This is a genomic window from Pseudomonas sp. CYM-20-01 (assembly GCF_023169845.1).
Lineage (GTDB): Bacteria > Pseudomonadota > Gammaproteobacteria > Pseudomonadales > Pseudomonadaceae > Aquipseudomonas > Aquipseudomonas azotoformans.
Genome location: NZ_AP025169.1, coordinates 2146399 through 2158480 on the forward strand (window position 1 = coordinate 2146399; position 12082 = coordinate 2158480).

9 protein-coding genes are annotated in these 12082 nt (G+C 58.1%); 3 read left to right on the plus strand and 6 right to left on the minus strand.

Translation table 11 applies throughout. The features are described from left to right. Window positions 1–33 precede the first annotated feature (33 nt). Window positions 34–1071, minus strand: coding sequence for a patatin-like phospholipase family protein (locus M2497_RS09675; protein WP_058424475.1), 1038 nt, complete (start codon window positions 1069–1071; stop codon window positions 34–36). Between the two features lie 215 nt (window positions 1072–1286). Here M2497_RS09675 and M2497_RS09680 point away from each other — a divergent pair, with 215 nt between their 5' ends. The 3 genes from M2497_RS09680 (at window position 1287) to M2497_RS09690 (ending at window position 3256) form a co-directional block, all read left to right on the plus strand. Continuing rightward, on the plus strand, window positions 1287–1565 hold the full coding sequence (locus M2497_RS09680; protein WP_012722962.1) for a hypothetical protein: 279 nt from the start codon (window positions 1287–1289) through the stop codon (window positions 1563–1565). Window positions 1566–1606: 41 nt separating this feature from the next. Continuing rightward, on the plus strand, window positions 1607–2368 hold the full coding sequence (locus M2497_RS09685; RefSeq protein ID WP_248487113.1) for a CHAD domain-containing protein: 762 nt from the start codon (window positions 1607–1609) through the stop codon (window positions 2366–2368). 90 nt (window positions 2369–2458) lie between these two features. Beyond that, window positions 2459–3256: an acyl-CoA thioesterase domain-containing protein gene (locus M2497_RS09690; protein WP_248487115.1), complete on the plus strand. Its 798-nt coding sequence runs from the start codon at window positions 2459–2461 to the stop codon at window positions 3254–3256. Between the two features lie 2 nt (window positions 3257–3258). Here M2497_RS09690 and M2497_RS09695 read toward each other — a convergent pair whose 3' ends face one another. From M2497_RS09695 to M2497_RS09715, 5 genes are all read right to left on the minus strand, one after another. Then, on the minus strand, window positions 3259–3621 hold the full coding sequence (locus M2497_RS09695) for an Mpo1-like protein (RefSeq protein WP_248487117.1): 363 nt from the start codon (window positions 3619–3621) through the stop codon (window positions 3259–3261). Window positions 3622–4176: 555 nt separating this feature from the next. Then, the gene (locus M2497_RS09700) at window positions 4177–4584 is read right to left on the minus strand and encodes an Imm50 family immunity protein (protein ID WP_092247633.1); all 408 of its coding nucleotides are present in this window, start codon (window positions 4582–4584) and stop codon (window positions 4177–4179) included. A 3-nt stretch (window positions 4585–4587) separates the two neighbouring features. After that, entirely contained in the window at window positions 4588–9297 is a 4710-nt protein-coding gene (locus M2497_RS09705; protein WP_248487119.1) for an RHS repeat-associated core domain-containing protein, read from the minus strand. 198 nt (window positions 9298–9495) lie between these two features. Further along, window positions 9496–10977 carry a methyl-accepting chemotaxis protein gene (locus tag M2497_RS09710; protein WP_248487122.1) on the minus strand — a complete coding sequence of 494 codons (1482 nt, stop codon included), beginning with the start codon at window positions 10975–10977 and terminating at the stop codon, window positions 9496–9498. A gap of 96 nt (window positions 10978–11073) precedes the next feature. After that, window positions 11074–11880, minus strand: a complete 807-nt coding sequence (locus M2497_RS09715) for a TatD family hydrolase (protein ID WP_248487124.1) — start codon at window positions 11878–11880, stop codon at window positions 11074–11076. Window positions 11881–12082 lie beyond the last annotated feature (202 nt).

Consider the following 12082-nt stretch of genomic DNA (forward strand, 5'->3'; position numbering starts at 1 on the left):
GCTCGCCACAACGGCTTTAGTGACACGTCTGTTTCAGCGTTGCTCACTTTCATAACGGTCCAGCGTATCACTGGCAATTTCCCGCCCCAGGGCGATCAACTCCGGCGCTTTGTAGAACTCGAAAAACCGGCACACCCGCTTCGGCACGTTGATCAGCACGTCTGGCGGGTAGCCCGCGATCTTGTACTGCGCCAGCGACGTCTGCATCACCTCGAAGCTCTGGTTGATCAGGTCCAGCAGCGAAGCCGGGCCGACGTTATCGATGATGAACGACCCGGTTGCCGACTTCGGTGCGCCGGGCTTTTCCGGTGCCGCGGCGGGTTGTTGGGATTCCGGCTCGGCAGATTCCAGCCACGGGTTGATCTCCGCCGCCTGCGCTTCCAACGCCTCCTGCTCCAGTTTCATCAGTTGTTCGGCCTGCTTGCGGCGAAAGGGCAGGTGCGAACCGAGTGATCTCGCCAGGTTGTTGAAGCGGCTCTTGAACGCGGGTGGGCGTTGGATCACCGGCAACTGGTAGTGCTTCTGATTGGTGGCGTTGAGGTTGACCGCGATGATCAAGTCACAGTGGCTCGACACCACCGGTACGATGGGCAGCGGGTTGAGCAGGCCGCCGTCCACCAGCATGCGGTTGCCTTGCATCACTGGGGTGAACAGGCTGGGGATCGCCGCCGAGGCGCGCATGGCTTGGTGCAGGCAGCCTTCCTGGAACCAGATTTCCTGCTGGTTGGTGAGGTCGGTGGCGACGGCGGTGTAGGGGATGCGCAGTTCTTCGATGTTGATCTCGCCGACGATCTTGCGGATCTGCCCGAAGACTTTCTCGCCGCGAATGGCGCCCAGGCGGAAGCTCACGTCGACCAGGCGCAACACGTCGAGGTAGTCGAGGCTTTCAATCCAGTTTCGATACTCGTCCAGCTTGCCGGCGGCGTAAATGCCGCCCACTACGGCCCCCATTGAACAGCCGGCGATACAGGCGATATCGTAGCCGCGCCGTTCGATTTCCTCGATCACCCCGATATGAGCGTAGCCCCGGGCGCCACCGGAGCCCAGCACCAACGCAACACGTTTCTTCATGGTCCATGTCCTCCCCAAGGCAGGTCCCCACAATGCACCCATGAGAGGCCGGCTTCAATATTCGTGGGAGCCTGCAATATTTTTCCAGAATAGCGGTGTTGCTCGGGTATGCTCTGGTCAATAGGCACTACCGATTTCAGGCTAAGGACAGGCACTTTTCCCTGTAGGCAACGTCTACAACGTACGACTGTTTTTTCTTTTTTGAGGTGTCATCGATGAAAGCCTGGATGTGTGTGCCTGTGATCGTGTTGGCCCTGGCCGGTTGCGCCGGAAAAACCGCATACCGCGACAGTTGCGGCAGCCAGTTGGACGCCGCCTGGAAAGAACTGGACCTGGCCAAGGCCGAAGGCTTTGCCGGTACCGTGAGCTACTCTAAGGCACTGTCTTTGTTGACGGGCGCCAAGACCCAGCAACAGTTTGAAGCGTTTGAAGGCTGCTCCAACAAGGCCGAGAAAGCGCGTTTCTATATTCGTGAGTCTCGCGCCGGGCGTTGACCTGCAGCGAGTAGGATTTTTCATCAGGTAGTGAGGGCAGGATGTCAGCTTTGGTCGATCAGTTAGTCGCTCAGGTCATTGGCCTGGAAGTAGGGTTACTGAGCTGCCAGGCTCGCCTTGCCGCCGTCACCGATGATGAAGCCCTACATGACCTGCGCACCACCGTGCGCCGTCTGCGCAGCCTGTTGCGGCCCTTGCGCGGGTTGCCAGGGGTGGAGCAGCTTGAAGTGGCGGCCAGCACGGTCGGCCAATTGACCACTCCGCTACGCGACCGCGAGGTGCTGGCGGCGTATTTGCACCAGCATGGCCATCACGAGGCCGCAAACCGACGACTGCGCCTGCAACCCGAAGCCTATCGTCAGGTGGCGCAAAGCCCGGAACTTGCGCACTTGCTGCTGATCCTCGACGCCTTCCCGCGTTTCATCCGTGCTTCTGAACACCAGAAATTGCTCAAAGGCCTGCGACCACGCATCGAAAAGCGTCTGGCCAAGCAATGGCAGACACTCGATAAGGCCTTGAAGGAACCGGGCCATGATCGCCACCGCCTGCGCTTGCTGATCAAACGCGTACGCTACGCTGCAGAAGCCTATCCCGAATTGGACAAGTTGCCCGCCAAGGCCATGTCGCACCTGAAAAAAGCCCAGGGCGCCCTGGGGGATTGGCATGATTGCTGGCAGTGGTTGGCCCAGGCTGAACACCAGGCAGATCTGCAACCTTGTGTTGCCGTATGGCATCGCACCATGGCCAAGGCGCAGGGGCAGGCGGACCGCGTGCTGGATAAACTCAGTGCTGATTGTTTCTGAACCGGTCCGGTTTTTGGCCGGAATAGGCGCTGTACCTGATTGGTCCGATGGTTAAGATCCCTCATCTGTTCCTTTTGATGTGAGACCGCCATGCGCTTTATTGATTTGCTCGACGCCGCCCGCAGCAACCCGCTGGATGTGACCATCCCTGCTGAGTGGGCCCAGGGCCGTGCGACCTTTGGCGGCCTGGTCGCCGCATTGCAATACGAAGCCCTGCGTGCCCAAGTGCCCGCGGATCGTCCTTTACGGTCGTTGGCAATCACCTTTGTTGGCCCGGTAGCGCCGGACGTCCCCGCCAGTTATCAAGTCGAAGTGTTGCGTGAAGGCAAAGCTGTCAGCCAATTGCTTGGCCGCGTGGTGCAGAACGGTGAAGTGACGACACTAGTACAGGCCAGTTTCGGTGGGGCCCGTGAGTCGGAAATTGCGGTCGAAAGCGAAGCGCCTCCGGTGTTCAAACATTGGGATGAGTGCCAGGAACTGCCCTATATCAAGGGCGTCACTCCGGAGTTCATGCGCCATCTGGCGATGCGTTGGAGTGTCGGCGGCTTACCCTTTACCGGTAACAAATCCCGCGACATGGGCGGTTGGGTACGGTTGCGCGGCGATGTGAAAGAAGAACCGCTGACCGAAGCGCATATCCTTGCCCTAGTCGACGCCTGGCCCCCGGCGTTGCTGCCGCACCTGAAAAAGCCGGCGCCGGGCAGCACCCTGACCTGGACCATCGAATTCATCCAGCCATTGCAAGACCTCACGACCCTCGACTGGTGCCAGTATTACGTCAATATCGAGCACGCCCGCGACGGCTACGGCCATGCCGCCGCCGCCCTGTGGAGCCCGACCGGCGCACTCATCGCCATCAGCCGCCAGACCGTGGTGGTCTTCGCCTGACCTCAATGCTGGTGGCGCTGCCGCCAGGCACGCCACCAGCCACCGCTCAACACAAAACGTGGAAAGGTCACGAACTGCTCGACCATCAGGCGCTGGACCGCATCTTTACGATCACTGAACGGCTCACTGGCCTCGGCCTCCAGGCTATGCCCATGACGCTGCAACGCCAGGCCGGCCAAGATACCGACCACACCGACGGCAAAGCTGGCCAGACTCAGGCTGAACACCCCGGACACAATCAACAGAAACCCGATGATGAACAGCGGCACGGCAATCAGGTGCAACGCCAGGTTGGTCGGGTGCTGATGGTTCTGCGGGTAGTGACGCCATTGCCAGGCGGGGAGATTGGGGTGACGTTTGCCCATGATGGTGAATCCTCTGTCCGTTGAAATAACTTGAACAGAGTTTAGGTGGGGGCGGACGGGGCGGCGAATTGGGGCTGGCTATGGGGGTCATAGAGGGTAGTTTTCGGCATGTCCCCCCCTTGTGTCCAAATAACGCAGTCATGGTCGTCCATGTGTATCAGAAACGTGAGGTTGTTATCGGTTATCTGGAATGGATAACCGGTCGTCTCACCCAGAACCGCTGTAATATCTTTTGCATCATGGATTTTCTAAGCCCTGTATGCCGAATCGAACCCCACTAAAACCAGATTTCTTGACTAATCCTGTTCTGTATTTCCTGCCAGAAGTTAGAGCCGTATTCTGTGCTTTTTCGTTCAATTCGATTGGTTCGGGTACATCGCTTTCTGACTTGAAAAGACTCCACGCCAGATTGTTAATCGAAGTCGTGAGTTCTGCCGATTCAATTTTCTGGCGCGTATATTTAAAGTTTCGAATGAGTTGTCTATATTTTTTTGAGATGATGGATTAGGTGGCGCCGCCTAGCCGCATTTATGGGGAGGTATATACTGGTTTTGGTTATTTGAAGTAATAGTCGTCCGGATCGTTGATGTAAACGGTTGGGCCGCTGAGTGAAATAAATTTTGCGTTGAACTCTATGTGTGCATTATCGCTGGTGGCTTCAAAAGTAAAGTGGTCCATTTTCTTATTGATTTTTACGGTAAATACCTCGTGTGCGGGGATGTTAAAGACTTTCAGATTTTTAATGTCGTTGCAGGTTATTCCAAGTCTGCACATGTTATACCCTTTGTTTTTCCATTTTTCTGGTAGTTTGTCTGGAAATTCGGAGATGTCGAATCCTATTCCAATACAAGGCTGATCATTTTCTACCCTTAATGAGGAAATGGCTATTTTTCCAATCTCAACAGGAAGGCTGAAGACTTTGCTAAGAAATATACTCCCCTCTAACTCGTTCCAGTATTTCATTTTTTATTTCCTGAATGGATAGTGTTTTTTTGCGCCTTCAAGATAACCTTTTCGAGGTTTTTCGATTGGTCTCAAATTAAAGTGCGATGAATGGTCTCCAATTCCATCTACGCTACCGTATTTATGGCCTGCTGAGTGGTCTTGGATAAGGATTTTCGAGCCGTTTGCTCTTGTGAATTGATAGACTTTTGTGTTTATGGGTTTGCCGTTTTCATCCAGAACTGTTTTCCTATTCTTGTCTGTCATTTTTTCAGTCGTGTATTGTTTGGCCTTTCCTATGTCTGGGTCTACTACCATATCTGGGGCCTGAACCATCGGTATCCCAGCATCTCTTTTCGCTTGTCTGAAAGCGCCTCTGCGAGAAACATCAGGTGTTTCCGGTTCATTCTGTGTTTTACAGGCTGGCTGTTGTATCCCTTTCGGCGGACAATTGGCGCTCAGCCCTGTCGCATCCACCCATCCCGTGGGATTAGGCACGTACTGGTACGCATTGATCCCTCCCGCCAGCTTCACCGGGTCCGGCGTCAGGTACCGACCAACATCCGGATTGTAGTAGCGATGGCGGTTGTAGTGCAGCCCGCTTTCCTGATCGAAATACTGACCCTGGAAGCGCAGCGGATTGTCGACTTTTCCGATGTCGAGTCGGCTGATTTCGCCGTAGGCACGGTAATGCGTAGACCAGACGATTTCGCCATCCGGGGCAGTGAGTTCCTGTGGGGTGCCGAGGTGGTCGAGTTGGTAGTGGTAGGCCTTGGTTTCCTTTGGACCGAAACCTTCCAATAAAGCCAGCGGGCGAAAGCTGTCCGGTTCGTAGAGGTAGCTGCGGTGCCGATCCGCGTGGTGTTCGGCGATGAGTTTGTCGCCTTGCCAGAAGAGTTCTGTCGTAATCCCATCTACGGTTTTACTGATACGCCGCCCAAACGGGTCGTAGCGGTAGCTGGCAGTCTGGCCGTTGGGCGTCTTAACGCCGATCAGACGATGCTGGCAGTCGTAGCGGTATTCGGTGACGAGTGCGTGGCCCTTACCGCGGCGTTCGCGAATCAGGTTGCCGAAGGCGTCATAGTCGTAATGGTGGTCGCCCTGGATCATCAGGCGGTTGCCGGCGACGATGTCGGGGCCGGGGCGGTTTTGCATGAGCAGGTTGCCGGCCGGGTCGTGGCCGAAGCGTTCCTGTTCGTCTTGGGAGTGGTCGGCGCGGGTGAGGCGGTTGAGTGGGTCGTAGTGGTAGCGGTGTTCGCCTTTGCGGGTGTCGAGCAGGCGGGTTAGGTTACCGGATTTGTCGTAGTCGTAATGACGGCGGTAGAGCGGGCCTTCGGCATCAACGATGCTCTGGTTGAACAGGCGTCCCTGGTGGTCGTGTTGGTAGTGGCTGAGCAATTGGCCTTGTTGGCGTTGCTGTTCGCGGCCGGCCTTGAACAGGTGTGAGGTAAGTACAACGCCGTTCAGTTCGACGGTGGCGAGGTGGCCGCCTTTGTCGTGATTGAGGGTGAGGCGGTTGTTGTCCGGCAGGCGCAGGTTTTGCAATCGGCCGTAGGCGTCGTAGGCGTAGCGCAGCGTGCCCCAGCCTTGGTGTTCGGCGGTGAGGCGGTTTTGGCTGTCGTACTCGTAGGCCAGGGACCAGTGGCCGTCTTCGACGCCTAATAGATTGCCCTGGCGGTCGTAGGTGTAATCAACCTTGCCACCGTCGGGCAGGGTTTTTCTGACGAGGCGTCCGGCGTAATCGCGCTGGTAGCGGGTAACCAACTGACTGCCGTCATCGCCGTGTTCGGTCTTTTCCGAAAGGTTGCCGTTGAGGTCGTAGAGGTAAGCTGTGCGCTGACCATCAAAGCCGGTTTCCTGCTGGATCAGGCCATTGGCGTGATACTGGAGTCGGTAGGTTTCGCCTACCTCGTTTTCGATCTCGGTCAACAACAAACGTACGTTGTCGTAGCGGTACTTGACCTGAGTGCCATCGGCATTGATGCGGCGGCTGATCAGGTGCAGGCCGTCGGCGTATTCGTAGCGGGTGATGTTCCCGAGTTCATCGCGCTCGGCGGTGATTTTTCCGTAAGCGTTGTAGGTATATTTACGCGTGTCGCCGCTCGGAAAGACGACCTGGACTGACCGCCCAACGTCGTCCCACTGATACTGGGTCAGCGCGCCATGCTCATCCTCACGCGCAATCTGTCGCCCAAGGTCGTCATAGCGATAACGCTTGATCCCGCCATTGGGCAATTGCTCCTCAAGCAACTGCCCACGCTCGTTCCACACCAGCCGCTGACAGCTTTGATCCGGGTACCAAACCCCAACCAATTGTCCGTATTTGTTGTAGCTGTAGTCAGTAGCGTTGCCATCAGGATCGGTCTTGCGAATGACATCGCCCTGATCATTGCGCTCATACTTCCAGACGGCTTCACCACGCCGCACCACCCGTACGAACCCGTTGTCATGCTCGTAGGTCGTTGGCTCATCGTCCCCCGGAAACACCGCCACCAAACGTCCGGCTTCGTCGTACTGATACGCCGTGATCGCCCCGAGCGGGTCCTGCTCAACCGTCAGCCGGCCTTTTTCATCGTAGGATTTGAAATGCTCGGCACCGTCTGGATCGACCCGCTGCACCAGCCGCGCCCGCTGGTCATGCACGTAGACTTCCTGGCTACCATCGGCGTTAAACACCGTGACCTGGCCGTTGTCATCCCAGGCATAGCGCGTGTCCATCTGCGAGAAACTCGCCCAATGCCGGACACATCGCGCCGCCTTGCCAGACCGTTCCCATTCCCAGAAAAAGCTCGCCCCACCGGCCAAGCCGCGCTCAAGAATGACGTGCTGTTCGTCGTACCGATAAACCTCGCTTTCGCCGACGGCATTGGTCGCTGAAATCAGCCGTCCCAAGTCGTCATAGGCGTAGGAAACAACCGTCTGCTCCGTCACCCAAACAAACGGCCCCTCATCCACAACGCGATGAATCTGGTAATCCACCGCCACGATGCGGCCCGACGCATAACGCAAAAACAGCGAGCGCCCGACACCGTTATCCACCCGCTCAACACGCCCCAGAAAATCCCGGGAAATACGCAGGCGGTTGTCATACGCATCGCTGATCGTTGTCAGCACACCGTCGCGGAAGTGGTAGAAACGTGATGCCTGCGCCAGCACCAGTTCATCAGGCAACGACCCTAGGTAGATCGCCGCTTCGGCCAAGCTATTGGTGATCGCAGGCCGAGAAACCGTGGGCAAGGGCAGGGTGGTCGACCGATTCTCATGATCGGTCCAAACCACCGAATCCCCGGAAACACTCAACCGATGCGCCAGCGAGTGACTCCAGCCAAACCCCAACCCACCATCCACTTCCACCGCACTGGTGCGGTACAAGCGAGTCCACTCAAACGGCAAGATCCCGTCCAGCGTCCCATCGGTGAGGGTCAGCAACTCCTCGCCGGTGACCATCGACACCGGGCAGCCGTTGGTGGCGGTCTTGTCGGAAGGCGCTGCTGCATCCCCAGCCGGATTCTTCGCAACAGCTGGCACGTCATCCACATGCTCTTGCTGAACCAACACAGTTCGCTGGGACTTGCTGCGCACCGCAGGCACCGCGTTGGCAACCACCTGATCCCCAGCCTTCAACGGCACATCCGGAACCACCCTGATCGGCGTGTCTGCGCTGCCCAGCAACACCGGCCTGGCCGCCTCGACATGCGCGTCCAACCGAGGCCCGACCAGTTGATCCGCCAGCATTTGCAGCCATCTACGCACGCGTCCGGACTTGATGTGCCCCAGCACCTGCATACCCAAACGAAGCTGAACCCCCATGCCCCGCGTGGCCCAGATCAGAAACAGATTGATCAGTACCTCGCCGGTTATCTCGCCCAGCAGCTCGTACATCTGCGGCGGTGGCAGCATGCGTATCCAGGCAACCATGGCCGACAGGTAGATAAACAACAGCGGCTCATCGCTGAGCACAAGCAGGCCCTGGGCAATGGCGTCCTTGCCCAGTTTCAGCAGTTCATCCAATTCGTCCTGGGAGACGTATTGCAGCAACTTCAGGCTGTTACTCTTGAGGTCCGCCAGCAGGTCGTACAGTTGTGTGAAATTGTCCCAAAGGTTGTAGAACGCCTTGCCGATCCCGGTTGAGAGCGCCAGGCCTTGCATTGCACTGCGCTCGAATGGCGTGGCGTTGGCAAAGTCGTCCCATTGCGGCTTGAAGGTCTTTTTCCATTCATCACGCAGGCCCCTTTCCAGCCCCGCGATCACCGACTGATAAGACGCATACAGCGCCTTGATGTGATCATTCGAAACGTTGGGATAAAAGGTGATCTGATAGCGCTGATCGCGGGCGCAGTCGCTGACTGCAAGAATGCCGCTGGGGCCGATGGTGCGATGAATCGACGGGCCCACCGGGCTGCCATCAGGGGCGACCGGTTGCAGCATCACCGGCGTATTGCCGATAGGCACAAAGCGCGTGCTCTCGAACATATGCACCAGGGTCAACGAGCCCTGGGCCTTGCAGGTGGCGACCGTGCGATTCGGTTTCTTGGAGGACGCCGGAGCGGCGAGGGAAACCTCGTCCCCGACCTTGAACACCTGCTCGACTTCCAATGCCGAACCGCTCCAGAAGCTTTCGGCCCACTCGTCAAAGGTGTTCAGGCATTCACGCAAGTCACGCAAGACGCCTTCAACGTCCGGCGCCTTGGCATCCATGGGCGCGAGGATGAAACGTGCAATAACGGGAATCATGAGGCGGCCCCGTTGAGTGGGGCACGGCTAGAGAGGTGCATCGGCGGTCCCTCGCGCTGATTGATCAGGCGAGAGACTTTGGAGAGGTTGCCAGGGAAAAGAAGTCGGCGTTATTCGCCGAGAGGGTTAGGACGTTTCGCCAAAACCTCGGGCAAACCGAGGCTTTGTTGTAGGCAGAGGATTATGGGTTGAGCAGTCCTACAGCTTCAACTGCCCAATCGCCTTGCTCAGCTCCCCGGCCAGCGTGGCCAGTTCATTGCTGGTCGTCGCCGAATCCACGGTTTGCTGCACGGTGTTCTCGGTCACATCCCGAATGCTCACCACCGCACGGTTCATCTCTTCGGCGACGTGGCTTTGCTGCTCGGCAGCGACGGCGATCTGGGTGTTGCTTTCACGCATCTGCGCCACGGCGCTGGTGATTTCGGCGAGGGCGGCACCGGCTTCCTGGGCTTGTTGCACGCAGTCGTCAGCCTTGAACGAGCTTTCTTGCATGAAGTCCACCGCGTCGCGGGTGCCGGCTTGCAGCGCCGAGACCATGCGGGTGATTTCGTCGGTAGAGCTTTGTACGCGTTTGGCCAGGTTGCGCACTTCGTCGGCAACCACGGCGAACCCCCGGCCCATTTCCCCGGCGCGGGCGGCTTCGATGGCGGCGTTGAGGGCGAGCAGGTTGGTTTGCTCGGCGATGCTGTGGATCACGCTGACCACGCCGTTGATTTTTTGACTGTCTTCGGCGAGCTTCTGGATCATCTCGGCGGTCTGTTGCACGCCGGTCGACAAACCGGCGATCGAGCGCTGTACGCGGCTGACCACTTCCTGGCCGCTGCCCGCCAGGGTGTCAGCGGTCTGGGACAGGTCACGGGTGGCGCCCGCGTGCTGGGCGATGTGGTAGACGGTGGCGGTCATTTCGTTGATGGCAGTGGCGGCCTGGTCGGTTTCGCTCTGCTGGCCGAGCATGCCGTGCTGCACATCGTTCATGCTGCTGGCCAACCGTGCGGCGCCATCGTCGAGTTGCTGGGCGGTGCGTGCCACGGTGTTGACCACACGCTGGTAGCCGGCTTGCATGGCGTTGAACGCGCTGGCCATCTGGCCGACTTCATCCTTGCAGGCCAACGGCACGCGGGCCGACAGGTCGCCGGTTTTCTCTACGTGCAGCATCACGTCTTTCAAGGTGTTGAGTTGGCTGAGCAGGAAGCGGATCAGCAGTTGCGAGGCGCCGAGCATCGCCAGCATCAGGATCAGGACTGCCACCGCATAGTTGGCAAAGCGTTCTTCGAACACTTGGCTCAGGCTTGGCGCGTAGGCGAGCACGGCGACGTATTGACCGTCAGGGCGGGCGATGACTTCAGCACCCATCAGCGGGTTCTCACCGAACAACGGCATATGATTGAGTTCGACCCAGCCCAGGTTGCTGCCCAGGGGCGACAGATCCTGCTCCGCCAGTTGTGGGACCTGGCCGCGCTTGAACGTCAGCCAGTGCTCGCCCTTGGGCAAAGCTTCGCCAGTCGGCCACGCATTGAACAAATGTGCCTGCGCCTGGGCCGAAGCCCTGGATGCATCGCTGCGGGACTGTTGCTCAAGCTGCACGGCATACAGCACCAGCAGCAGGGTGGTAATGAAGGCGACCGCATTGACGGCCCAGAATTTGTACTTCAGCGAGATATTGCTAAGCCAGGCACCCATGGAAGGTTTTCTCTGATAGCGGAAACAGCATTGGCAAGGTGCCATTATTGTGCCGCTATCCAGGAAAACGGTTTTGACATGGGTCAATGCGCCGCATCAATCCATTGCTGGCAAGCCAAAAAAGCTGCGGGCGCAGGCCGTGCTGTGACGGGCCAGGTCTTCCAAGCTCTCGTTGCGGTGCAGGGCGACTTCGCGCAGCACTTCAGGTAGATACGCGGGCTCGTTGCGACCGTTTTTCGGTTTTGGGCGCAAGGTGCGTGGCAGCAGGTAGGGTGCGTCGCTTTCCAGCATCAGACGGCCACGGGGAATTTCCCTGACCAGGGGGTGCAGGTGTGTCCCACGGCGTTCATCGCAGATCCAGCCGGTGATGCCGATGTGCAAGTCGAGGTCGAGGTAGCTGAACAGCGCCTGTTGTTCGCCGGTGAAGCAGTGCACCACAGCGGCGGTGAGCTGGTCGCGGTAGTCCTTGAGGATGTCCAGCAGGCGCTGGTTGGCGTCACGTTCGTGGAGGAATACCGGCAATTTGAGCTCGACGGCCAGGGCCAGATGTTCTTCGAGGACTTTTTCCTGCTGCGGGCGCGGTGAAAAATCCCGGTTGAAATCCAGCCCGCATTCTCCTACTGCGCGTACTCGGTTTTCTTTCAGCAAACCGCGCAAACGCGATGCGCTATCGCCGTTCCAGTCAATGGCCGAGTGGGGGTGGATGCCCGCGGTGCTGAACAGGCGCTGGCCGCTTTCATCGAGTTTTTCGCACTGCGCCAGGGCCTGTTCGCTGCCCTCGATGCTGGTCCCGGTGAGCACCAATTGTTGCACGCCGGCAGCATAGGCACGTTCAAGCACGGCCTGGTGCTTCTCGTCGAAACTGGGGTTGGTCAGGTTGACGCCGATATCAATGAGTTGCATGGTGCTATCTCCGCCTGCGGCCGGAAAGCATATCAGAGCTGTAGATTTATAAGAAAAACGAAGAACTACAACGAGTTATAGCTGTCTTTGAACGTCGCAAGCGACATTGTGGTTGGCCCGCCGCCTGCCACCATGCCGCCGTTGCGTACCTTGCCAGCGCATAAAGCGCTCTGTTTCTGACCCCCACCGTCTCGTTTTTCGC

Bases quoted from the DNA above. Each gene is read 5' to 3' on its own strand.
- M2497_RS09690 (WP_248487115.1), top strand. From the start codon at position 2,459: ATGCGCTTTATTGATTTGCTCGACGCCGCCCGCAGCAACCCGCTGGAT.
- M2497_RS09680 (WP_012722962.1), top strand. From the start codon at position 1,287: ATGAAAGCCTGGATGTGTGTGCCTGTGATCGTGTTGGCCCTGGCCGGT.
- M2497_RS09675 (WP_058424475.1), bottom strand. From the start codon at position 1,071: ATGAAGAAACGTGTTGCGTTGGTGCTGGGCTCCGGTGGCGCCCGGGGC.
- M2497_RS09695 (WP_248487117.1), bottom strand. From the start codon at position 3,621: ATGGGCAAACGTCACCCCAATCTCCCCGCCTGGCAATGGCGTCACTAC.
- M2497_RS09715 (WP_248487124.1), bottom strand. From the start codon at position 11,880: ATGCAACTCATTGATATCGGCGTCAACCTGACCAACCCCAGTTTCGAC.
- M2497_RS09710 (WP_248487122.1), bottom strand. From the start codon at position 10,977: ATGGGTGCCTGGCTTAGCAATATCTCGCTGAAGTACAAATTCTGGGCC.
- M2497_RS09685 (WP_248487113.1), top strand. From the start codon at position 1,607: ATGTCAGCTTTGGTCGATCAGTTAGTCGCTCAGGTCATTGGCCTGGAA.
- M2497_RS09705 (WP_248487119.1), bottom strand. From the start codon at position 9,297: ATGATTCCCGTTATTGCACGTTTCATCCTCGCGCCCATGGATGCCAAG.
- M2497_RS09700 (WP_092247633.1), bottom strand. From the start codon at position 4,584: ATGAAATACTGGAACGAGTTAGAGGGGAGTATATTTCTTAGCAAAGTC.